This is a genomic window from Rhodococcus sp. G6(2025), from assembly GCF_058628105.1.
This window is the reverse complement of the sequence record NZ_CP179750.1, coordinates 3687403-3708611: the sequence shown is the minus strand read 5'-3', so window position 1 is coordinate 3708611 and position 21209 is coordinate 3687403. Positions and strand designations below refer to the sequence as shown.

Genomic DNA, 21209 nt, shown 5'->3' with positions numbered 1-21209 from the left:
CCTGCATGTTCTCTTGACTGCGCATTCCTGGCGCGGTGGCCGTGCCGCACGAACGCGATCGGGTATTGCCGACCGATGACCGTCTATTAGGGATCGCTCTATGCTGGCATGGTGTTCTTTATATTCGGTTACGGCACCAAGCGGCAACACCGTGGCCCGGGGCAGAGCCGAACGTGCCCACGCTGCCACAACACCACACAGTGGGCACAGATGCGGGAATTCAAGCAGTTCACGTTGTTCTTCGTTCCGGTCGCACGCTGGAAGCGGCGGCAGTTAGAGGAATGTGGCATCTGCGGCACCGCTGTCGCAGTCTGAGCAGGTTCAGTCCGGCGACGCGGCCACTGACTGAGCGTGCGTTGGTGTCTTTGCCCGGCTCGCCGACGACCTCCTCACCGAATTCTCCAGCATGCGACTACTGCCCCAACGCAGCCTCGTCTACATGCGCACCCTCGCCAGCGAACACCCCGACCCAATTGCGCAGCACCCTGCTGCGCTCGACCCGCCTACAGCGAACGCGACCCTCGACGATGCCCTCATCGGTCGGCTCGCCCACTTCCTCAGCGATTTCGGCGCTCCCTTTTCCTCTGTCGGACGCCAGCACGAGTTCTCCGTCGGCAACTCCGACTTCTACCTCGAGGTCGGTCGCGGTCGGTCTCTCGTGTCCTTCGCCGGCAGGTCGGCCGCGGTATATAGCGCCATCAGGATCCGTTGATCACCAGGTCCAAGAGCCAGACCAGCCAGGGTATGCCACCCTCAATTGGCAACTCCCACATCGTTCCCTCCCCAGTGTGTCGGTGCGGTACGACCGCCATTGTGCCCGAAACGGTGTCGGTGCACCGGCAAACCTGACCACCGACACTCCCATGACCACCGAGCTCCGAGGCGTGACGCCCGTCGACTGCAACTACCGGTCCCGGTCCATCACGATCAGTGATCGTGCCGTCGTCAGTTGACTGCGATGTCGTACGCCGAGGCGCTGACGACGTTGCGGGGAGGATCGAAGAGCGTGGTGACGTTGTGGACGCTGGATGTCGCGGCCACGCTGTTGCGGTCCGTGAACAGTGGCAACGCGACGGCGTTGTCGAGGATGAAGCGTGTCACCTGGTCGAACAGACCCCGTCGTGTGGCCTCGTCGGTCGCTTTGGTGGCCTGGACCAGCCACTGGTCGACCTGCGGGTCGGCGAGCTTGGACCCGGCGACTATCGATCCGATGGTGATGCCGTCGATCTGGCCGTACTTCAGGTCCGGTGTGGTGGAGCCGAAGGCACGGTTGAGTTGCAGGGACAGATCGAGTCCGCCGATCTGCCGAGGGAACGCCTCGTAGTCGTTACTGGCGAGCAGGTTGTACACCAGTGCGTTCTCGACGTATTCGAGTTCCACCTCGGCTCCGAGGTTCTGGCGGATCTCCGCCTGCCACGCCTCGAGAACGTCGTCGAGCGGGTAGGTGGGAATCGTGGCCAGGAGCTTGATCTTCAGGCGGGACCCGCCGGCATCGGCGCGGTATCCGTCACCGTCGCGGCCGGTCCAGCCGGCAGCGTCCAGCAGGGAGCCGGCCTCGTCGATGTCGGCGGGGTAGGTGTCGTCGTGTCGGGAATCGAAGTATTTGCTGTCCGGGGAGAGCAGGCTCCACACTCTGCCTTGCGTTGCCTTGGTGACATCCTCGATCAGGGCGGCTTTCTCGACAAGGACAAGACGTCTAACCGCTACCGGCTCGGCAGCGCTGGCTGCCTACGGTCAGATCTCGTACCGCCAGCACCGCATCTATCTATCCTGCGCGGGCCCACCGAACTCATGATCGACGCGCGCATTCCATTCTTCGTGGAACTCGCCCGCGTCACCGCCGACGAGATCGCCGCAGTTCTGCTCTGAGGCGACGTCGCTCAGAGCTGTTCGGACAAGAGTGCACCATTGCGTCCCGAAATCGCTGTGGTCGGAACGCGTCTGCGGCGGCGCCGATTACTCTCCCCGGTGTCTGCCGGGCGTGCGAACTGCCGGAGCCGGGCCCGAATCCGGGACGGAGCGGGGGGAGCTCGGATCGATGGTCAGGTCCTCGGTGTCGGCGAAGATCAGTCGCCCGTCGTCGAGCGCGATCGCCCAACGATGCGCCGGCGCCCACTCGTGCCCACGGCCGCCGGGGTCGGTCAATGCCGCGAAGTCCTCGACAATCTCACCGATGACGTCGGCCTCGGTGTTCCTGCGGATCAGCACCCGGACGCCGATGATCAACTCCTGCACACCCACCGGCCGGTGGTCGTTGTTTCGGGCCATGTTGCTGCACCTCTTCGCTCGCCGAACCCTGAGGTTGAGCATATGCACCACCCGGTCCGTACGCGACCCGGCCTGCACGAAGACCATTCGCGCACGGCACGTTGCTGCAGCGACTGCCGTGTCGGAACTGTCGTGGCCACGCCGATGCGGCAGCGGAGTCACAGGTCACCGGTCCCGCGGTCGATAAGCCCTTGTGGAGACGCCTCCGTTGCGGGTACCTCCCACTCGATCTCCGTCCCCGGCCCCAGGTCGCGAAAGGCCGTGTGACCGCCGAGCCGCTCGGCGCGACTCCGAATGTTCGTCAGTCCGTGTCCGTGCGCAGCACCCGCCGCGATTCCGGTGCCGTTGTCGCTCACGGTCAAGACGAGGCCGTCCTCGTCGGCGGTGACCCGGACGCTGCAGACGCTCGCCTGTGCGTGGCGGGCCACGTTGCTCAGGACCTCGCGCAGGGCCGCCTGCAGTTCCGGCCCGGCCTCCCCACCGGAATACCGGTCGACCGGTCCCTCCACACAGAAGTCGGGGGTGAAACCGAGCGCTGCGGCGCTATTTTCGACGATCTCACTCACCGCGGCACTCAGGCTGCCCGCGTCCCCGGACCGCACGGCCGCGGTGGACTGGGTGAGATCGAATATGACGGCACGTAACCCACGCACGATGCTGTCGGTCTCGTCGATCAGTGGGTCGAGTTCGGCAGACAAGCGTGGTTGCCGGAATCCCAGGGAGGTCAGTGCGAGGCCCAGACCGAACACGCGTTGGAGGATCACATCGTGGAGATCCGCCGCCATCCGGCTCTGTTCGTCATCACGTGCGCTGGCCCGCTCCGCCGCCATGAGTTGTTCATTCTTGGTCAACAGGCTGGTCCGCATCGTGTCGACCGTGCCCGCGATGATCGCCACCTCCCGGGGCCCGTCGGTGTCGATCTCCCGCCCGTAGTCACCGCTGGCCACCGCGCTGATGTCGGCGAGGAGATGATCGATCGGCCGTGTCAGCAGCCGCCGCGTCAAATACACCGCGGTCACGACCATGACCACGGCGAGAACGCACGCGACGACGGTCGTGATGTTCGCCAGGGCCTGCGCCGAGTGGACTCGTTCGACCTGCTCGGTGACCAGGATGTCGGTGCGGGCACTCAATGCCGCGATCCGTGCGCGCAGGTCGTCGAACAACTCCTTGCCCGTCCCGGTCGTCGCCTGGATCCGATCCGGTTCGCTCGCGGAGTCGCGGCGAGCGGAGATCTCCGGCTCCGCTGCCCGTATCCGCCACGTCTCGGCCGCCTCGACCGTCGTCTGCAGCGCTTCCTGCGCGGCCGCATCCTCGGCGAGCAGCGTGTCCAGGCGGGTGTGCAGTGCAGTCGCGTCACGCCGGCCCGCGTCGTAGGGTTCGAGGAATTGCGGTTCACCGGTAAGGGCGTAGCCGCGTTGTCCCGTTTCCTGGTTCACATACGACGTGGTCAGCTCGGCCACCGCCCGCTGCGCGGGCAGCAGCTGCTCGGACAGGTCGTCTACGGCGGCTCGGACCGCCAATCTCCCGTACACCGCGAAGGCTGCAGACACCGCAAACAGCGTCACCAGGATGCCGATAGCCAGCCACAGCAGCGTCCGCAACGAGACCCTCGCGGTATTCGCGCTCGAATCCGTCATCGCGTGCCTCTCGGACTCGCAGAACCAGCTGAGCGGCGCCGGTTCGCGCCGACACTCATCGATTCCACACCCGAGTCCACCCTAGGCCCACACCTCGTCGGCAGGCTGGAAACCGGGTCCATCAGCGCTCAGTCACCCGAAACAGCCCGAATCCGACCTAGCCACGAGCGCTCCCGGCAGACAGTCGGTCGTTCCTCTCGACCCCGCGGCACGCGATCCGCGGGGTGACGCCCTGTTCACGCAGCCACGCCCGCGGTAGCCACCTGGTCTCCCACAACGCATCCGGCACCACCCAGAGGCACCTCATCTCCCACGCGTCACACAATGCACCAAGCCATTCATCCACATGAGACTCGCTCGCAGAGGGCCCAATCGAGGGTTGCCCTGCGGTGGCGGTACGCGTCGTCCATCAACCCGAGAAGTTGCTCCTGACTGATTCGGGTTCGAACACCACTGGCGACGTCCGTGATCTGCACACTCTTCTGCGCGATTTCCGTCTGCCCGATGACTGCGATCAGATGGTCTCTGGTTTTCCGGGCTTTCCGAACACGCGCTCCCAGTGACCCGTCATGGTCGACTCGGCTGCGCAGCCCCCGCTGCCGTACTACATCCGCGAACGCGCGCGCCACAGCATCCTGCTCGGCAGTGACCGGCAGAACTGTGACCTGGACTGGAGCCAACCAGAACGGAAGGCGTCCCGAGTAGCGTTCGAGGAGCGCTGCGGTCACTCGCTCCATCGACCCGACAGTCCCTCGATGGATCATCACCGGTCGATGGTCTCCACCGTCGGCGCCGACATAGGTCAGGTCGAATCGCTCCGGCTGGTTGAAGTCGAGCTGCACGGTGGCGATGGTTTCCTCGTGGCCACGTCCGTCGTGAACTTGCAGATCGAGCTTGGGACCGTAGAAAGCGGCCTCACATGGGGCTTCGACCAGGTTCAGCCTATGCTCGTCGAGGACGGACAATCCGGCAGCACGAAGTTGCTCCTGAGCGTGCTCCCATTGCGCTTCGATTCCGAGCCACGCGGCCGAATTGTCACGCATCGAAAGCCGGACGTAATCGATGGGTAGCCCCAAGATCTCCTGTGCGCGCAGCGCAGCTCGCAACCCCAGCTCGGCTTCATGCAGCACCTGGTCCGGGCGGCAGAAGACGTGCGTGTCGTCGAGGTTGATCTGTCGGACGCGATTCAAGCCGGACAGAACTCCGGAACGCTCGGCTCGGAACATGGAGGCGAGTTCGTTGAATCGAAGCGGCAGCTCACGATATGAGCGTCTGTCGGAGGCGTAGATCAAGGCGTGGTGAGGACAGTTCGCGGGCCGCAGCATGACCTCGTCATCCCCAATGCGCATGGCGGGGAACATGTCTTGGCTGAACTTGCTCAAATGCCCGGACCGCTCGTACAGCGCTCGTTTCCCGAGCACCGGCGAGAACACGCCGAGGCATCCATCGCCCGACGCCAACTCCTTTGCCAGCTTCTGCAGTTCTTCTCGGACAACGGCACCGGTGGGAAGCCACATCGGAAGACCGGATCCGGCAAGCGGATCCGTGGCAAATATGGCCATGTCGTGGTTGAGATCTCGGTGGTCAGTGACCATAAGTCTGCTCCTGTTGTTCGTGCCGGAGCAGCCAGGAAAGCAAGAAGCCCCGGATCTGCTCCGGGGCTTGAAATGCCTGAGGGTTCTCAGTCCATCACGAAGGCGCCGGCAGCGTCCGGCGTCGTCGTGAAATGGAGGTGTCCTCGCATGGTCCAAAAGTGTACAAGGCTGTGAGCACAGTGGCAAAGCGCCGATGCCTGGCCACACCAGGCTCGTTCGCCGCTGCCAAGCACTTCCACTCTTCGATGCCGTGGAGGCCGGCCGCCGAAACAAGGCCGATCAATCGTCACTCCGAGACGACCGATGGGTCGTGGCCGGATCCCGCGCCACTGCCGCCACGCTGGTGATGGGTCGACCGGCGACCGGGGTGACAGTCGTGGCTGCGAGTCGAGATCCATTCGAGCCGAATATCGTTCACGTGATCTGCAGCTACTCGAGGAATCGGCTGCCCGAGCGTGCATGGTCCGGTGTGATCACGCATCTGAAGTGAATCCTTGTCGCCTGCCAGTGGCTGGCACACTCAGTCTCACCGGGTGCGGTGGAAACAGGTCCACACATAATGTCGCCGAGGACCTACCCGTGGAACGTCGGGTTCCGGAATCGCACGGGTTCGGTCCGGCAGGGCACCTGTCGCCGGTGCTCACGGGAGCACTGGCAGCAGTAGCCGCGATGACGAGCGCACTCCGAGGTCACCTGGCCGGTGCGGAGGACTGGAACAGCTCGATCAGATTGCCGGCGGGGTCCGCGAGCAGAATCTGGCGACCACCCGGGCCGCTGACCACATCGCTGCGAAAGGCGATACCGGCGTCGCGTAGTCGGGTGATCTCGGCGTCGAGGTCGCTGACGATGAGGTGGATACGGTTGCCGCCCGGGCCGGTGATGTCGGACGGGGTGGCGCGAGCACCCGAACTGGCCGGGCCGGACAGCAACAATCGCAAGGGGCCACGGATCACGTCGGCGAACGCAGGGGCGGGATTGGCGTGCAAGGTGAAGCCGAGGTGGCTGGTGTAGAAGTCGATGGCTGCGGACACGTCATCGACGAGGTAGCGGACGCCGGCGCATTCGTCGGGTGGGGTCATCGGACACTCCTTTTCACGATTCGGTGGTGAGGGTGGGAAGCGGGTATCGGATGCGGGTGTCGATCTCGACGGCGGGAATGACGAGGTGATTCCGCGGTGCTGACATCGTTCCCGACGTCATCGGCTGTCCGCCCAACCGGGGCGGGGGTCGAATCCGCCTATTTCCTCTGCCCGAGCGTACGCCCGCAACGCCTCAGCGGCTTCTTGGCCGAGATCGGACGGGACCGCGACCTCTACGGTGACCAGCAGATCACCGACCGCGTCGCCGCGGCGAGGCACCCCGCGTCCGCGCAGCCGGAACGTTCTCCCCGACTGGGTTCCCGGCGGGATCTTCAGACTGACCCGACCATCGAAGTTTGGTACGGACAGCACGGTACCCAAGGCCAATTCGGCGAACGACACGGGAACGGTGACGGTGAGGTCATCGCCGCTGCGGGCGAATACCGGGTCCGGTTCGACGCGCACAGTGACATACAGGTCCCCCGACGGCGCCCCACCGAGACCAGGTTCGCCCTGCGCCGGTAACCGGATGCGTTGCCCGTCGCTCACCCCGGGCGGAACACGGACGGAGATAGTGCGGGTGCGGTCCCCGATCCCGTTGCCCTGGCAATCCGGGCAGGGGGTGTCGACGATCGATCCCGTGCCCCGGCAATCCTCGCAGGGTTCGCTGAACCCGAAGCCGCCCAGATTCCGGTTGCGCGCCCCGACCCCGCCGCAGTGTGGGCACGTTCGTTGCCGGGTTCCCGGCCGTATGCCGGAGCCGTGACAGCTGGTGCACACCATCGGCCCGGTCATCCATAGCGGCAACACCATCCCGGCGACCGCCTCCTGGAACGACAGTCTGGTCTCGGTCTCGACGTCGCTGCCCCGCCTCGGCCGGGCCGATGCAGTTCGGGTTCCTGCGCGCCGGAACAGGTCTCCGAGCACATCGCCGACCCCGCCCAGAGGATCGGCCATGGTGAAGGGTGGACCGCTCCCGAACAGGTCCCCGAATTCGAAGCCGCCCGACCCGGCGCGTGGAGGAAAACCCGTCCCGGTGGACGCTCCGGATCGGAGCAGCCGGCGCACGCGGTCGTAATCCTTGCGTGTGGCGGGGTCCGAGAGCACCGCGTACGCCTCACTGACCGCCTTGAACCGATCCCCCACCTCGGTGTTGTGCGGGTTTGCGTCCGGATGCAGCTCCCGAGCCAATGTGCGGTACGCCTTCTTGATCTCCCCGGCCGACGCCGTCGAAGGGACACCCAGAGCGGCGTAGAAGTCGCGGTCGAGCCATTCCTGCTGCGACACTTGGCATCCTCCTTTCCTCTCCTGGCTGCGACGAGAGCGCCGTGCGCTCCGAGATCGGCGTTGTCAGGCTGGTGTGCGGTGTCTCAGGCACCGTCGACCGGGGCGGTGCCCGTGCCGTTCCCCGGCGAAGCGGGCCCCTCGACCACGGCGACCGTCGCGGTCCGCAGCACCTTGCGGTCACCGAAGGTGTAGCCGCGTCGCAGCACCCTGCCCACGACGGGATCGCCCCCGGCACCTTCGTGCTGGACCGCTTCGTGCAAGGTGGGATCGAAGCGGTCGCCCTCTTCACCGAATGCGGCCACTCCCAGGCCGGTCAGGATCGCATCGAGCTTGGCCGCGATCGCACGCAGGGGTTCGGTTTCGAGGTCGCCGTGCTCGCGGGCTCGATCGAGGTCGTCGAGGATCCCGAGAAACTTCGCCGCCACCGACGCCGTCGCGGCCTCGACTGCCGCGTGTCGGTCGCGTTCGATCCGGCGCCGGTAGTTGGTGTACTCGGCCTGCACCCGCTGCAGATCGGCGGTCAACTCCGCCACTCGATCAGGGTGTTCGCGCGCCGCCCGATCGGCCCGGTCACCGGGGTGCATCTCCGCGTCGGACGTGGTCGGCGGGGGTTCCCGTTGTGGGGTCGGGGTGACGGGCTGGCTCGGAGTGTGCTCGCGCACCCGGCCGGTGTCCGGATCGACGCGGCGTTTGTCGGTGATCGAGATCGGTTCCCGCGGCGGCTTGTTGCCGTTGCGGCGCTCGCTGCTGCTCATCGGTTGTCCTCCCGTCCGGGTTCGTCCACCACCTCCGCGTCGAAGACCTCCTCGTCCCCACCCGGGGAACCGTTCCCACCGCCGGTGGCGGCCGAGTCCTTCGCCTGCGCGTCGTAGATCGCCTGGCCCAAGGCTTGCGAGTCGGTGGACAGTTTCTCGATGGCCTCTTTGATCGCCGCGACGTCGCTGCCCTTCAACTTCTCCTGGGCATTCGTGATCGACGACTCGACCTTCTCCTTGACGTCGGCGGGCACCTTGTCCTCGTTGTCCTTGATGAACTTCTCGGTCTGGTACACCAGCGACTCGGCCTGGTTGCGGACCTCCGCTTCCTCCCTGCGTTGGGCGTCCTCGGCAGCGTGAGCCTCGGCGTCCTTGATCATCCGGTCGATCTCTTCCTTGGACAGTCCGGAACCCTCCTGGATCTTGATCGTGTTCTCCTTGCCCGTGCCCTTGTCCTTGGCGGTCACGTGCACGATGCCGTTGGCGTCGATGTCGAAGGTGACCTCGATCTGCGGCACCCCCCGCGGTGCCGGCGGAATCCCCGCCAGCTCGAACGAGCCGAGCAGCTTGTTGTGCGAGGCGATTTCGCGCTCACCCTGGAACACCTGGATCTGCACCGACGGCTGATTGTCGTCAGCCGTGGTGAAGGTCTCGGAACGCTTGGTCGGGATGGTGGTGTTGCGCTCGATGAGCTTGATCATCACGCCACCCTTGGTCTCGATGCCGAGGGACAGCGGGGTGACGTCGAGGAGCAGCACGTCCTTGACCTCGCCCTTGAGAACACCGGCCTGCAGGGCGGCGCCGACGGCGACGACCTCGTCCGGATTGACACCCTTGTTCGGTTCCTTCCCGCCGGTCAGCTCGCGAACCAGATTCGTCACGGCCGGCATACGGGTGGAACCACCGACGAGCACGACTTGGTCGATGTCTTTGACGGAAATCTTCGCGTCCTTGATCACCGATTGGAACGGGGCGCGGGTGCGGTCGAGGAGATCGGACGTGATCTTCTCGAACTCGCTGCGGGACAACTGCTCGTCGAGGAACAGCGGGTTCTTGTCCGCGTCGACGGTGATGTAGGGCAGGTTGATCGACGTGCTCTGCGAGGAGGACAGTTCGATCTTGGCCTTCTCCGCGGCCTCGCGGAGACGCTGCAGGGCCATCTTGTCCTTGGTCAGATCGATGCCGTTCTGAGCCTTGAACTTCTCGGCCAGCCACTTCACGATCCGGTCGTCCCAGTCGTCACCACCGAGGTGGTTGTCGCCGGACGTGGCCCGGACCTCGACGACGCCGTCGCCGATTTCGAGCAGCGAGACGTCGAAGGTGCCGCCACCGAGGTCGAAGACCAGGATGGTCTGTTCCTTGTCGCCCTTGTCCAGGCCGTAGGCCAGTGCGGCCGCGGTGGGCTCGTTGACGATGCGCAGGACGTTGAGACCGGCGATCTGGCCGGCTTCCTTCGTGGCCTGACGCTGGGCGTCCTCGAAGTACGCGGGGACGGTGATCACGGCGTCTGTGATGTCCTCACCCAGGTACGCCTCGGCGTCGCGCTTCAGCTTCATGAGCGTGCGGGCACTGATCTCCTGAGCGTTGTACTTCTTGCCGTCGATCTCCACATGCCAGTCGGTGCCGATGTGGCGCTTGACGGAGCGGATGGTGCGATCGACGTTGGTGACGGCCTGGTTCTTCGCGGGCTGGCCGACCAGCACCTCACCGTTCTTCGCGAACGCCACCACCGACGGTGTCGTGCGCGACCCCTCCGAGTTGGCGACCACCACCGGGTCGCCACCCTCCAGCACGCACACCACCGAGTTCGTGGTCCCCAAATCGATTCCCACCGCGCGAGCCATGACCGCCTCCAGCAGCACACCGGGTGGCCGTGATCCTTCGGTCGATCTGCTCGTCGTCACACCCACCGAAATTGAGTGTTATCGACTCAATTTTCCCCCCGGTCCAAACCGAGGTCAAGGCGAAGAATTGAGCGTGGAACGCTCAACCTTTGCTGTGTTCGCCTGGTGGATTTCGTCATGATCGGTAGTGATGTGTCGGTGCGACGTCTGCACGGGTCATCGAATCGGTTTCCGGGCCACAGTCACCGCAGGCGGTTTCCGGGGTCACAGTCACGCGCAGGCGATGGCCAGGATCCGCCCAACTGCTCCGCCGCGTCGCCGAGGTGCGTAGGAGATAGTCCGCTCGCCGTCTAATGGCAAGGAACACAAGCAGTCCGAGTGTCCGGCTACCGGGCCGAGGTTACGCGTAGCCGTCCTGGACGAGTGCGCTGATTCGCCCCACCCTCCCGCGCGATTCACGTGGGAGGGCCCGGCCACGCCGACGTCTATCGGCCGCGCAGCCCGATCGGGTTGCCGTCAGCGTCGGCAAGCACGCAAATCCGTGTCTCGGGTGCAACCTGACGTGGAGCGTCGCGCTCGGTTGCGCCGGCGGCAAGCAGCGTGTCGCGGGTCGCGTCGAGATCCTCGACGTCGGCGAACGCAACCGGTCCGGCGGCCCCGTCACCTGGATTCAGCGCGACCTCGAAGCCGTCCACGTTGTATCCGACGTAGTAGGCCTCGTCGGTGTGAGGTGCGCCGAGCAGCGCGGAATAGACCGCCTTGGCGGCGTCCAGGTCGGATACGGGGATCACCAGGCTGCGGATTGTGGGGCTCATGTTCGTCTCCTTCGTTATGCGGCGGCCGCTCGTTCGGCGATGACGACCACGTTATGCGCGGCTCGGGGCCGGCGCTTCTCGATTTCTGACCGATCTGGAAGTGATGATTCGTCATCTTGTATCGACGCAACGGGGTTCCAGATCCGGACTCCGCGCGGTCCGTCATCTTCTGCCAGGGGTCTCCCCCTCGCTTTGGCTGTGGCCGACGGGCGGCGGATCGCCCACCGGTTCAGCGCCTTTGATGGTCTCTCCCCGGAACAGGGCAGGAAACACGCTATCGGTGTTACCTTGAGCCCTGTGTGTGGCGGTCGGCAATCCTCGCGGCGGCGCACGGCGCTGCTCACCGTGCTCGGGGTGATCGCCGTCGAGCGCATGGCCCTGCAGTTCGGCCACACCAACGCGGTGGACGATGCGCAGGAGACGTTCCCAGCTGACGTCGGAGCCGACGCGCTCGCGCCGCGCCGCGCCCCGGAGCGCGGCGCCGTCAACTGGCCGGTATCGCTGCCGGTCCGCGCCCGGGCACCGTCACCGACCTCGGCCGTGTCACCCATGCCCGCGCGGAACAGCACCTGTGTGCTCCGGGTGTGACAGGCAGGCACCGGCTGCCGTCCCAGCAGATCTGACGCCACTCCCCTCTCGTGACCGCCACGGGCTTGGGCGCCACATCCCTCACCGGGCGTGCCGCGTGACCCGATAGTCGTTTCAGCATCGGTAGATTCGTTGCCGGTGCACCGTCGGAATGAGGTGCCGAAGTGCATTCCAAGATTGTTCTCAAACTCACCGGCGCCACCGTGGCCGCGGGGATAATGCTGGCCGGGGTGATGTTCCCGATCGCCGCCGGGCTCGGGTACGCGTCCAACCGTGCCGCCGACAGCGTCGGTAATTCCTCGGCCGAACTGGCCGACGGGGTGGTGCCGGCGGTGACGACCATGACCGACATCACCGGGAACCCGATCGCCTGGCTGTACGACCAGCGCCGATTCGAGGTCCCCAGCGACCAGATCTCCAACGAGATGAAACTGGCGATTCTCTCCATCGAGGACAGACGGTTCGGCGAACATCAAGGGGTGGACTGGCAGGGCACCATGCGGGCGTTCTTCACCAACACCACCAGCGGTCAGATCGAGCAGGGTGCCTCGACCATCAATCAGCAGTACGTGAAGAACTACCTACTGCACGTGGTCGCCAAGACCGACGCCGAGCGCCGTGCCGCGATCGAGACCACGCCGGTCCGCAAGATCCGGGAGATCCGGATGGCGATGACCCTCGACCAGGAACTCTCCAAAGAGGAAATTCTCACCCGGTACCTGAACCTGGTGCCGTTCGGCAACGGTTCCTTCGGGGTGCAAGACGCCGCCCGCACGTACTTCGGCATCGACGCCAAGGACCTGAACCTGGCGCAGTCGGCGATGCTCGCGGGCATGGTGCAGTCCAGCTCCGCACTCAACCCCTACACCAACCCGGAGGGGGTGTTCGAGCGCCGCAATGTCGTCCTGGACACCCTGGTCGTGAATGTTCCGGACCGGGCAGCCGAGATCCGCGCCCTGAAGGAAACGCCGCTCGGGGTGCTCCCGAAACCGAACAATCTGCCCCGAGGATGCATCGCCGCCGGCGACCGCGGGTTCTTCTGCGACTACGCGTTGCAGTACCTCCAGACCGCCGGGTTGTCCCGGGAGCAGCTCGAGAAGGGCGGCTACCTGATCCGCACCACCCTCGATCCGGCCGTGCAGGGATCAGTGAGGTCGGCGGTGTCCACCTACGCCGACCCGAAGCTCCCCGACATCGCGAGCGTGATGAACGTCGTGCAGCCCGGCCAGGACCAACATCGGGTCCTGGCGATGGCGGGCAGCCGCAACTACGGCCTGGACGCTGCCGCCGCCGAGACGGTGCAGGAGTTGCCCTATTCATTGTCCGGGCACGGCGCCGGATCGGTGTTCAAGATCTTCACCACCGCCGCGGCCATGGAAAAGGGGCTCCGGCTCAACGCGATCCTCGACGTGCCCGGCCGGTTCGACGCCCGCGGGATGGGCGACGGCGGCGCCCCCGGATGCCCGGCGGCGACCTACTGCGTGCAGAACGCCGCCCCCTATCCGCGGGCATTGGCGGTCACCGACGCCCTCGCCCAGTCCCCGAACACCGCGTTCGTGAAACTTCTCCAGGCCACCGGGGTGGATGCGACGGTCGACATGGCGGTGCGCCTCGGCATGCGGTCCTACACCGAACCGGGCACCTCCGGGTTCGGAGACCAGAGCCTGGCCGACATGCAGAAGGACCAGAATCTGGGGTCGTTCACCCTTGGCCCGGTGTGGATCAATCCGCTCGAACTGTCGAATGTCGCCGCGACCCTGGCCTCGCACGGCAAATGGTGCCCACCGACTCCGATCGACTCCATCGTCGACCGCGAGGGCCGGCCGGTACCCCTCACCCAGCAAGCCTGCGAGCAGGTCATCGATCCCGGCCTGGCCGACACCCTGTCCAACGCGCTCAGCAAAGACGACCTGCCCGGTGGCACGGCGTCGGCCGCGGCCGCGGCCGCCGGGTGGAAGCTCCCGATGTCCGGCAAGACCGGGACCACCGAATCGCACATGTCGTCGGCGTTCGTCGGGTACACCAACAACCTGGCCGGCAGCGTCTATGTGTTCGGGGACTCGCCGACCCCCGGCCAGATCTGCACCAGTCCACTGCGCTCGTGCGGGGACGGCAACCTCTTCGGTGGCACCGAGCCGGCCCGCACCTGGTTCACGGCGATGATGCCGATCGCGAACAACTTCGGCCCCACCACCCTGCCTCCGATCGACCAGCGCTACGCCCGCTGACCGGACGACGAGCGGGGTGAACGCCTTCAACTGGACAGTAGCTCTCGGGTTGCTGCGATTGTTCTGCTGACGGTTGGTCACGCCGGGGTCGGCAGGCAGGACGGCCTCCGCGAGGCATGGGAAAGTGAACGATGAGCAGCTGGCCCTATTGGTTCGAAATTGCGGTGATATGCGGGATCACCGCCGTAGGCACCATCGTGTGGGGGCATTGGGAGGAACACACCCCGAAATGCGGCGGATCGGAAAGATCGTCGTGTTGTGCGGCTGTCGGTCCTGGTTTCCGCCACTGCGGGGCGATTCTGGTTCTTCGTGCTGCTCGCCGTCCTGGCCGCGATCGTGCTGCTGATCCACGCCTGGTGGCTTCCGCGGAAAGGCATCAACGGTTGGACCGGCGAGCCCCGCGAGAGGTACTACGCCCTCCGCGGCTGGAAATGGCCGCCGGAGAGGCAATGAACTCAGTGGTGATAACCGGCGATTCCCGCGCTCTGGACGTTCGGAGGAGAATCAAGGCATGAGCACACAGGACGATGCCGCGATCGCGGAGGCACGCAAGACCGGCGTCGTCGTCGGGCTCGAGATCCGGCGCTGACGCCAGATCAGATCGAGAATCAGCGTCGGCCCGAGTCGCGCAAACGCACAGTGCAGAGGTGGTGATCGGGTGTGATCCATCAGGAGATCCGGGAGTGGGTCGCCGAGTTGATGCAACTCGACATTGCGACGGCTAGCCCCGGAGAGTTGGCCAGGCTCGACGCCATGACGGCGCTGGCCGAAGGGCAGTATGTGCAGCAGCTGTTGAACCTCCACGAATTCAGGCCGCTGGTGGGCTGAACCGGGTTTGAGACGTGGTGCGCACTACGCCAGCGAACTACGGGCCCGCCCGCCGCAAAGCAGTCAGCCCTCCCCCATCCCGGCAGCTACCACCACACGTGGCGTGAAAGGCCAGAGCGGCCGGCGCGCCCTGATGATGCGCGAAACTTCCCTACGCCCCACCTGGGCCCGTCGGCTCACCGGTCGATTGTGCTGACCGCGCACCACCGTAACGACGAACAAGGCTCACGTCATGTCGGCAGACCCGCGTCCTGCTGACGGCGTCGATGAAACCGCTCGCGCTGCTCATCGAGCAAGATCACACCACGACGCTGCACGCGGTGATGTTCACGGGCAATCAGCAGTCGCACCGACGCGGTCCGCCGCTCCAACTCAGCCGCACGCCGGGCCGCGTTCCCATCGTTGAGCAGGTATGCCGCGGCACGGTCGCAGTCGATCAGAATCTGCTCGTAGGCGAGCCGTACCGGCTCCCGTTCGTCGAGCCGAGACACCGCCACGTCTTCGAACAGTTGCAGCGGAAGCCGCGCCAGTCGGTAGTTCACACGTAGAAGGGCCAAGGACAGGGAGCCGAGTGTCACACGCGGCATCGTAAGCTCGGCGAAAGCATTTGCGGATAGGGTCTTAAGTCCCGTTGTCTCGCAACGTCGGCGATTCACGTCGGTGTTCGATCCGCCGAGCGGATTACAGCACCCGGCGGGTTACCGCGAATCGCACCGGACGCTGCCGGGGATTCCCGAACATGGACGGTTGCCTAGTGGCGCTCCCGACAGGAATGCGGTACAAACGAGCCCTGCAACTCAATTGTGATCCAAATCACTCTTAATCGTTACCGGAGGAGACAGACAAACCACCCAGGCGGCCCTGCCGATCGGACTCGATATCACCACCGCCTGCGTCTATCCCTTTGCGAAAGGAGCTTGGAATGCATCCCTCGCTACCCATGAAGCAGCACATTCCCGGCGGTGCAGAACGCCTCTCACAGCCAATCATCGGTGCCGGTGCCGCACTATCCGTCGCCATGCCCGCCTGGATGGTCACCAGCTCACTGTGCGCCACCGCGGCGATCGTCGCCGCGACCTTCGCCGGCCTCATCGCGGCAGCTGTGATGCTCCGGCCTTCGCCATGACGCACGCCCACACCAACGTCGACGCATGCCGTCGGCATCCCAGGAATCGTAAAGGCACGGTGCACATATGCCCTGGACTGTTGTGGTCATCGCCGTCACGTTGATCGTGGTGGTCGCCTCTCTCGGCGCAGCGCTCGCTGCGGATGCGATGTCGCACCGTCACGTACGTGAACCCGAACCGTCACGTGTCGGTGGCGGAGGCGCTGCCCCCGCGCCGACCACCCGGCTCCGCGATCCCCGCTGGCGCCGGACCGCTGTGCAGGCCTGGACAATCTGTGGCGCCGCCTCGGCGATCGCGATTGCAATCATCGGAGTGCTGACGTCCGCTGGGTGAACGAATGCCCTCATCGATACCGGCTGCCGGAGAACCCGAACTCGACCAGCACCGCGGGATTGGTGACCGCGACACGCAACGCCCGGTCGATCGACTGCGGGTCGGTGATGTCAACCTCGTCCACACATGTGCGCCTGAGGATTTGGCCGAGTTATGGGTAATCGAGCTCCCCGCCTCCTCGCGAAGACCGCCCACCGTTGCGGGTCAGCGCCGGGGACTTCGGCAGGCTTCCCGGTTCGACTGGCTTGCTTTGTGCTTCGCTCGGGAGTACATACGAGCCATCAGACATGCGTCAATGCCTCCCCCATCGTGCGGTTGAGGGTGCTGAGCGAGCGGACGGCACTGCGAACCGGCCCCGGCGTGGTGGTCGACTGCAGCATGACGTCGGGTGCCGAGGTTTCGGTGAGTTTCTCTGGAGGCTCTACGTGCTCGCCGGCGAGTGCGCGTTTGACGTCGGCGATGGTTGCCTTGGTGACGTCGGATGCTTGGCGCAATGCCTTCGTGGTCTCCTGCGACGGTTCGCTGTCTGGTTCGCCGCGGGCGGCGCTTACCCCTGCTCGGGCGAGTGCATGAGACGACCGATTGCTGGCCGTCATGATCCGCAACAACCGTTTTGCGCCCCGGCGGGTCCGCGTCGTCGGTCCCATTTCCAAGGGTTTGCCCGCCGTGACAAGGTCCTTCAGCGCGTTGTCCAGCTTCCGGATGTCGGCGACGAGGTCAGTCTCGTGGCCTGGTTGGACGACGGCTCCGATAGCGGTGTCGATGATGGCAGTCATCTGATCGAGGTAGTCGTCGATCTTCGAGGTCAGCGTCGATCTCGTTCCGGTGGAGAAGATGAAGTACGCCGCCGCGATTCCGACGATTCCGCCGGCCGCCGTTTCGTAGATGCGCAGTTCGAGTACCTCGATGCTGAATGTGCCGAGCAGTCCGTAGAGCATCGCAAGCATGACGGTGACGAAGAAGGAGAGCAATGCGTAGGCGACCGTCACGAGGTAGAACGCGAAGAATACGCAGACGACGAGCAGGAGCAGCTGCAATGGCTGGTTGTTTCCGACCAACGCGGACAGCAATACTCCTGCAAGAACTCCCGCGATGGTGCCGACGACGCGGTGGCCTGCGCGCGAGAGAATCTCACCGCGGGTAGATGCTCCGGTGAAAACGAGGAAGGCCGTCAGGACCGCCCAGTACCAGCGGTCGGGCGAGATGAGCTCACCGAGGATCGTTGCAGCGCTGGTCGCGACGGCTACCTGGATCGCGGCTTTGGTGCTCGGATTCCATCCGGTGTCCGTTTCTTCGTCCTCGTCCGGCTTCTTCCTCGGCTCGGATTCTGTTCGCAGGGCATTGTTGGTGATGTGATGGATCGCGATGTGTGCCTGCACTGCTCGCATCGCGACGGCGGTCGCGATACCCGCCGGAGTCGATGGATCGGACTTGTCTGCGGCCGTGGCGGCGAGGCGTCGGGCAGCGCGGAGTTGGTCGTCCGACGGATTGTTCTGCAGGCACGATCCCAGTGCCGTGGTCGCCTGCCCCAGCGAATTCGGCCACGACTTGTTCGGGTCGAGCGCCCACAGCGCGCTGACGAGTTGTTCGGTAGCGATTTGCGCATCGAAGATACGAACGGACAGATCATCATTCGTGACGCTCAGGATCTGAGCTGCATCGTTGCGGTCGAGCCAGTCGTCGATCATCAGCGCGGTGCTTCCGAGCCGATCGAGTTTCTTGCGGAGTAGATCGAGATTCCGATCACCCCTGTTCGACGCCACCTCCAGCACGTCGATCGACGCGGCCCGCAGCGCCCGAACCAAACGTTTGAGTTCGAGCCCCGGCCGATCCGGCAGGATCACTGTTCGGACGAGGAGCGAGATACCGACGCCGGCGACGATGGACACGGCGAGGATGGGAATCTGCCCAGGCTCGGCCCGAAGGAAGAGCGCGAAGAAGTAGCAGATGAACGCGACCATCCCGAGAGCCGTCCCTCGCGGGCCGTAGCGCCGCACCCAGACGGCCGCGAAGAGCACCGCGATGAAACCCACATCGGCGACCTTCCCGAAGTGTGACAGCGCCGCGGACATCGACACCGCTGCGATTGCCGGGAACACGAGCAGCAGTGTCGTGATCACCCTGCTGTGCTGATCCCTGTCCTTGACCGCCGCCGAGGACTGCATCGCGACAACCGTCCCGAGAAGCGCGACGGTGAGTGGCTGGCCGATCACGTCGGAACCCGGTAGTAGCACCACCATCGCGAGCACGACGGTGATCGTCGTGGCGGTTGCGGCACGGAGCCGCAGCCTGCCGGGATCGGAGACCGCGAGAAAACGGACTGTCTCCTGTACGAACCGAAAAGGCATTCACCGATTGTGCGCCCTGGGTTCATCCCCGATCGTGAGAGGCGTGCGAGTTCGTTGATGGCGGAGCCGAGACAGCACCTACACCACGCACCGGTCCCTGCCCGCCGACGTCCGGCCCGGCGCCCGTCTTGCGATTGCCTAGCTTGCCGATACGGCAAGAACTCTCGCCGAAACCGTCGGTGTTATTGCACTGTGTTGGTATGGAAGATGCGGGCGAGGTCACCGAGGTCAAGACGACATCACGTGAGGCGGACGAATGGGATGCGCGCTACAGCGAGCAGGATCGCGTGTGGAGCGGCGAACCCAACGGTGCACTTGTCGACGAGATGACCGGCGCACCGCCGGGACGCGCCCTGGACGTCGGTTGCGGTGAAGGCGCCGACGCGCTCTGGCTCGCCCGGCAGGGATGGGCCGTGACCGCGCTGGACGTTTCGCGCATCGCCCTCGACCGGGCCGGGGCACACGCCGACCGGGAAGACGTGGACATCACCTGGGTGCTGAGCGGACTGCTCGATGCCGACGTGCCCGCGGGTGGTTTCGACCTGGTCTCAGCCCAGTACCCCGCCTTGCGCAGTACCGCCCATCGTGCCGCCGAACGTGCGCTGGTCTCCGCGGTCGCACCGGGTGGCATCTTGCTGGTCGTCCACCACGACATCCGCGACGCGGAGGCGGCGCGGGAGCACGGCTTCGATCCCGGTGATTGGGTCACACCCGGTGACGTGGCGGCGCTACTCGACGACAGCTGGCACATCGACGTGAACGAGGTGCGGGAGCGTTCGATCAGTGGCGGCGCGGGTGCACACCACACCCACGACGTGGTTCTGCGCGCGCACAGGCTGCCCCACCGCAGCCCCTCCATCGGGCATCCGACTGCCGGTGGTTCTCCCGGCGCACACACAGGATCACACAGAAAAACCGCGACGGGCACAGCTGCGGCCGCTTCACCTCCGCCTGGTCACTCACACGATCGCACCCGCTACTGGGACCACCAACAGGGGCGGTGGGTCAAGCATCACGACAGCCGGCCCCGAGACTAGCGGCCATCATCACCGGACTGGACAAGACGCCAACCCCGGCCCCGCCCACCGGATCCCCATCCGTCTCGGCGACGACGACTACACCCGCGCCCACACTGTCGGCCAGAACCTCGAAATCTCCGGTCCACGACCGCATCACCGCTTCCCTCGACACCGAACAACCCGAATGGCTGCAGGTTCAGTCGGGGGGTGCGGCTCGATGGGCACGAGTACAGCCGTGGACACTCAGATCGATCTTGACCTAGAAATCCACGTCAGTACAGCTGTCCCTCGTGTCGTTCGCGGTCGAAGGTCGGGATGGGCCCACCGCGGCGCAGCGTGCGAGCCAGGGCCGGATCGGCCAGGTGCAGTCGCCCGATCGCGACCAGATCGAACTCGTTGCTTTTCAACCGCCGGAATACTCCATCGAGGTCGGCGGGTTCGGGCGTGCCCGTGTCGCGCAGTGGCTTGCTCAGGCCGACGCTGCCCACGGCCATGCTCACGGCTCCGGTCAGCTTCTTCGCCCACCCAGCCAGTGTGAGATCGCTCCCCTCGAACGCTGGGATGTCGAAACGGCGAATGCTGGCGTCCAGCACGTCCACTCCCGCGTCGATCAGCGCGTTCAGTACGACGGACAGCTCGGCGGGGGTGTTCGCGATCCGGGCGCCATAGTCCTGCTGCTTGTGCTGCGAGAACCGGAAGAAGATCGGCAGCTCCGGACCGATTTCCCGCCGGATCGCCCGAATCACCTCCACCGGGAACCGGGTGCGCCGCTGCAGGTCGCCGCCCCACTGATCGGTGCGTTGGTTCGTCGACTCCCACAGAAACGAATCCAACAGGTAGCCGTGTGCGGCGTGGATGGCGATCCCGTCGAATCCGACCTCGACCGCGTTGCGGGCCGAGCGCACGTACGCGGCGATGACATCCTCGAGGTCCTGCTCGGTCATCGCCGCGGTCGGAGCGCTCGCACGGGCGATGTAGTCGTCCGGGTAGACGGTGCGCCCCGCCCGGCCCCACACTCCGGACGGGCGCATCGACGTCAGGCTCGGATCCACGTCGCTCATCGCGCCCCAGAGTGGTCCGACGTGCCAGAGCTGCGGGATGATCCGGCCGCCCGCTTCGTGAACTTCGTCGACCACGCCGCGCCAGCCCACAAGTGCCGCTTCGCCGTGCAGGCGTGGCACTTTCGGACTGTCGACGGCGGTCGGGTGGTCGATCGCCACGCCTTCGGTGATCACCAGACCGCTGCCGCCCTCGGCGCGCCGCCGGTAGTAGGCGGCCACGTCCGCACCGGGGACCCCGCCGGGTGAGTGCTCCCTCGTCATGGGGGACATGACGATGCGGTTCGGCAGGGCAAGGGAGCGGACCTGCAGCGGCTCGAACAGCGCGTTCACTGCTCCTTCGGGATCGACTCGACGCGAATCGGTGAGGTCGGATGTCATGAGAACACGGTGCCAA

General features: G+C 65.6%; 22 protein-coding genes. 10 read left to right on the top strand and 12 right to left on the bottom strand.

The features are described from left to right. The first annotated feature begins 108 nt into the window (after positions 1-108). Together ACLIVD_RS17140 and ACLIVD_RS17135 are read left to right on the top strand one after the other, a co-directional pair. Positions 109-315, top strand: a complete 207-nt coding sequence (locus ACLIVD_RS17140) for a zinc-ribbon domain-containing protein (protein WP_491932748.1) — start codon at positions 109-111, stop codon at positions 313-315. Positions 316-406: 91 nt separating this feature from the next. Next, positions 407-712, top strand: a complete 306-nt coding sequence (locus ACLIVD_RS17135) for a hypothetical protein (RefSeq protein WP_283331704.1) — start codon at positions 407-409, stop codon at positions 710-712. Between the two features lie 233 nt (positions 713-945). Here ACLIVD_RS17135 and ACLIVD_RS17130 read toward each other — a convergent pair whose 3' ends face one another. Beyond that, positions 946-1632, bottom strand: a complete 687-nt coding sequence (locus tag ACLIVD_RS17130) for an ABC transporter substrate-binding protein (protein WP_411194552.1) — start codon at positions 1630-1632, stop codon at positions 946-948. Here ACLIVD_RS17130 and ACLIVD_RS17125 point away from each other — a divergent pair. Continuing rightward, the gene (locus tag ACLIVD_RS17125; RefSeq protein WP_283331707.1) at positions 1585-1869 is read left to right on the top strand and encodes a hypothetical protein; all 285 of its coding nucleotides are present in this window, start codon (positions 1585-1587) and stop codon (positions 1867-1869) included. The two genes, ACLIVD_RS17130 and ACLIVD_RS17125, sit on opposite strands and share 48 nt — an antisense overlap. A gap of 87 nt (positions 1870-1956) precedes the next feature. Here the strand turns inward: ACLIVD_RS17125 and ACLIVD_RS17120 are convergent, their stop codons facing one another. The 8 genes from ACLIVD_RS17120 to ACLIVD_RS17085 form a co-directional block, all read right to left on the bottom strand. Next, the gene (locus ACLIVD_RS17120; RefSeq protein WP_317567390.1) at positions 1957-2268 is read right to left on the bottom strand and encodes a hypothetical protein; all 312 of its coding nucleotides are present in this window, start codon (positions 2266-2268) and stop codon (positions 1957-1959) included. A gap of 158 nt (positions 2269-2426) precedes the next feature. After that, entirely contained in the window at positions 2427-3908 is a 1482-nt protein-coding gene (locus ACLIVD_RS17115) for a sensor histidine kinase (protein ID WP_491932747.1), read from the bottom strand. A 338-nt stretch (positions 3909-4246) separates the two neighbouring features. Further along, positions 4247-5503, bottom strand: a complete 1257-nt coding sequence (gene thrS, locus ACLIVD_RS17110; RefSeq protein WP_491932746.1) for a threonine--tRNA ligase — start codon at positions 5501-5503, stop codon at positions 4247-4249. 689 nt (positions 5504-6192) lie between these two features. After that, complete coding sequence (locus ACLIVD_RS17105) at positions 6193-6582, bottom strand: VOC family protein (protein WP_317567393.1); 390 nt, start codon at positions 6580-6582, stop codon at positions 6193-6195. 117 nt (positions 6583-6699) lie between these two features. Continuing rightward, positions 6700-7869 (bottom strand): DnaJ C-terminal domain-containing protein, encoded by a 1170-nt coding sequence (locus ACLIVD_RS17100; RefSeq protein ID WP_491932745.1) that lies wholly within the window; start codon positions 7867-7869, stop codon positions 6700-6702. An 83-nt stretch (positions 7870-7952) separates the two neighbouring features. Next, positions 7953-8624, bottom strand: coding sequence for a nucleotide exchange factor GrpE (gene grpE, locus ACLIVD_RS17095; protein WP_283331715.1), 672 nt, complete (start codon positions 8622-8624; stop codon positions 7953-7955). Continuing rightward, positions 8621-10468 (bottom strand): molecular chaperone DnaK, encoded by a 1848-nt coding sequence (gene dnaK / locus ACLIVD_RS17090; RefSeq protein WP_491932744.1) that lies wholly within the window; start codon positions 10466-10468, stop codon positions 8621-8623. The genes grpE and dnaK overlap by 4 nt, the downstream gene beginning before the upstream one ends. 485 nt (positions 10469-10953) lie before the next feature. Further along, entirely contained in the window at positions 10954-11283 is a 330-nt protein-coding gene (locus ACLIVD_RS17085) for a VOC family protein (RefSeq protein ID WP_280782289.1), read from the bottom strand. A gap of 297 nt (positions 11284-11580) precedes the next feature. On the opposite strand from ACLIVD_RS17085, the gene ACLIVD_RS17080 reads away from it, so the two are divergent. The 4 genes from ACLIVD_RS17080 to ACLIVD_RS17065 all read left to right on the top strand — a co-directional run bounded on the left by ACLIVD_RS17080 (position 11581) and on the right by ACLIVD_RS17065 (position 14927). Further along, positions 11581-11871, top strand: a complete 291-nt coding sequence (locus tag ACLIVD_RS17080; protein ID WP_491932892.1) for a hypothetical protein — start codon at positions 11581-11583, stop codon at positions 11869-11871. Between the two features lie 164 nt (positions 11872-12035). After that, the gene (locus ACLIVD_RS17075) at positions 12036-14099 is read left to right on the top strand and encodes a transglycosylase domain-containing protein (RefSeq protein WP_280782291.1); all 2064 of its coding nucleotides are present in this window, start codon (positions 12036-12038) and stop codon (positions 14097-14099) included. Positions 14100-14357: 258 nt separating this feature from the next. Further along, entirely contained in the window at positions 14358-14552 is a 195-nt protein-coding gene (locus tag ACLIVD_RS17070; protein ID WP_283354620.1) for a hypothetical protein, read from the top strand. A 207-nt stretch (positions 14553-14759) separates the two neighbouring features. Further along, positions 14760-14927, top strand: coding sequence for a hypothetical protein (locus tag ACLIVD_RS17065; protein WP_198602278.1), 168 nt, complete (start codon positions 14760-14762; stop codon positions 14925-14927). 230 nt (positions 14928-15157) lie between these two features. On the opposite strand, the gene ACLIVD_RS17060 is transcribed toward ACLIVD_RS17065, so the two are convergent. Then, the gene (locus tag ACLIVD_RS17060) at positions 15158-15505 is read right to left on the bottom strand and encodes a hypothetical protein (protein ID WP_283331721.1); all 348 of its coding nucleotides are present in this window, start codon (positions 15503-15505) and stop codon (positions 15158-15160) included. A gap of 344 nt (positions 15506-15849) precedes the next feature. On the opposite strand from ACLIVD_RS17060, the gene ACLIVD_RS17055 reads away from it, so the two are divergent. Both ACLIVD_RS17055 and ACLIVD_RS17050 read left to right on the top strand, forming a co-directional pair. Continuing rightward, entirely contained in the window at positions 15850-16053 is a 204-nt protein-coding gene (locus ACLIVD_RS17055) for a hypothetical protein (protein ID WP_283331722.1), read from the top strand. Positions 16054-16120: 67 nt separating this feature from the next. Beyond that, positions 16121-16387: a hypothetical protein gene (locus tag ACLIVD_RS17050; protein WP_283331724.1), complete on the top strand. Its 267-nt coding sequence runs from the start codon at positions 16121-16123 to the stop codon at positions 16385-16387. A 281-nt stretch (positions 16388-16668) separates the two neighbouring features. Here the strand turns inward: ACLIVD_RS17050 and ACLIVD_RS17045 are convergent, their stop codons facing one another. Next, positions 16669-18735 carry an FUSC family protein gene (locus ACLIVD_RS17045; RefSeq protein WP_283331725.1) on the bottom strand — a complete coding sequence of 689 codons (2067 nt, stop codon included), beginning with the start codon at positions 18733-18735 and terminating at the stop codon, positions 16669-16671. Positions 18736-18935: 200 nt separating this feature from the next. On the opposite strand from ACLIVD_RS17045, the gene ACLIVD_RS17040 reads away from it, so the two are divergent. Then, positions 18936-19772 (top strand): class I SAM-dependent methyltransferase, encoded by an 837-nt coding sequence (locus ACLIVD_RS17040; protein WP_283331726.1) that lies wholly within the window; start codon positions 18936-18938, stop codon positions 19770-19772. Between the two features lie 254 nt (positions 19773-20026). Here ACLIVD_RS17040 and ACLIVD_RS17035 read toward each other — a convergent pair whose 3' ends face one another. Further along, complete coding sequence (locus tag ACLIVD_RS17035; protein WP_283331728.1) at positions 20027-21193, bottom strand: NADH:flavin oxidoreductase; 1167 nt, start codon at positions 21191-21193, stop codon at positions 20027-20029. Positions 21194-21209 lie beyond the last annotated feature (16 nt).

Bases quoted from the DNA above. Each gene is read 5' to 3' on its own strand.
- ACLIVD_RS17140 (WP_491932748.1), top strand. From the start codon at position 109: ATGGTGTTCTTTATATTCGGTTACGGCACCAAGCGGCAACACCGTGGC.
- ACLIVD_RS17135 (WP_283331704.1), top strand. From the start codon at position 407: ATGCGACTACTGCCCCAACGCAGCCTCGTCTACATGCGCACCCTCGCC.
- ACLIVD_RS17120 (WP_317567390.1), bottom strand. From the start codon at position 2,268: ATGGCCCGAAACAACGACCACCGGCCGGTGGGTGTGCAGGAGTTGATC.
- ACLIVD_RS17115 (WP_491932747.1), bottom strand. From the start codon at position 3,908: ATGACGGATTCGAGCGCGAATACCGCGAGGGTCTCGTTGCGGACGCTG.
- thrS (WP_491932746.1), bottom strand. From the start codon at position 5,503: ATGGTCACTGACCACCGAGATCTCAACCACGACATGGCCATATTTGCC.
- ACLIVD_RS17105 (WP_317567393.1), bottom strand. From the start codon at position 6,582: ATGACCCCACCCGACGAATGCGCCGGCGTCCGCTACCTCGTCGATGAC.
- grpE (WP_283331715.1), bottom strand. From the start codon at position 8,624: ATGAGCAGCAGCGAGCGCCGCAACGGCAACAAGCCGCCGCGGGAACCG.
- dnaK (WP_491932744.1), bottom strand. From the start codon at position 10,468: ATGGCTCGCGCGGTGGGAATCGATTTGGGGACCACGAACTCGGTGGTG.
- ACLIVD_RS17085 (WP_280782289.1), bottom strand. From the start codon at position 11,283: ATGAGCCCCACAATCCGCAGCCTGGTGATCCCCGTATCCGACCTGGAC.
- ACLIVD_RS17055 (WP_283331722.1), top strand. From the start codon at position 15,850: ATGCATCCCTCGCTACCCATGAAGCAGCACATTCCCGGCGGTGCAGAA.
- ACLIVD_RS17050 (WP_283331724.1), top strand. From the start codon at position 16,121: ATGCCCTGGACTGTTGTGGTCATCGCCGTCACGTTGATCGTGGTGGTC.
- ACLIVD_RS17045 (WP_283331725.1), bottom strand. From the start codon at position 18,735: ATGCCTTTTCGGTTCGTACAGGAGACAGTCCGTTTTCTCGCGGTCTCC.
- ACLIVD_RS17040 (WP_283331726.1), top strand. From the start codon at position 18,936: ATGGAAGATGCGGGCGAGGTCACCGAGGTCAAGACGACATCACGTGAG.
- ACLIVD_RS17035 (WP_283331728.1), bottom strand. From the start codon at position 21,193: ATGACATCCGACCTCACCGATTCGCGTCGAGTCGATCCCGAAGGAGCA.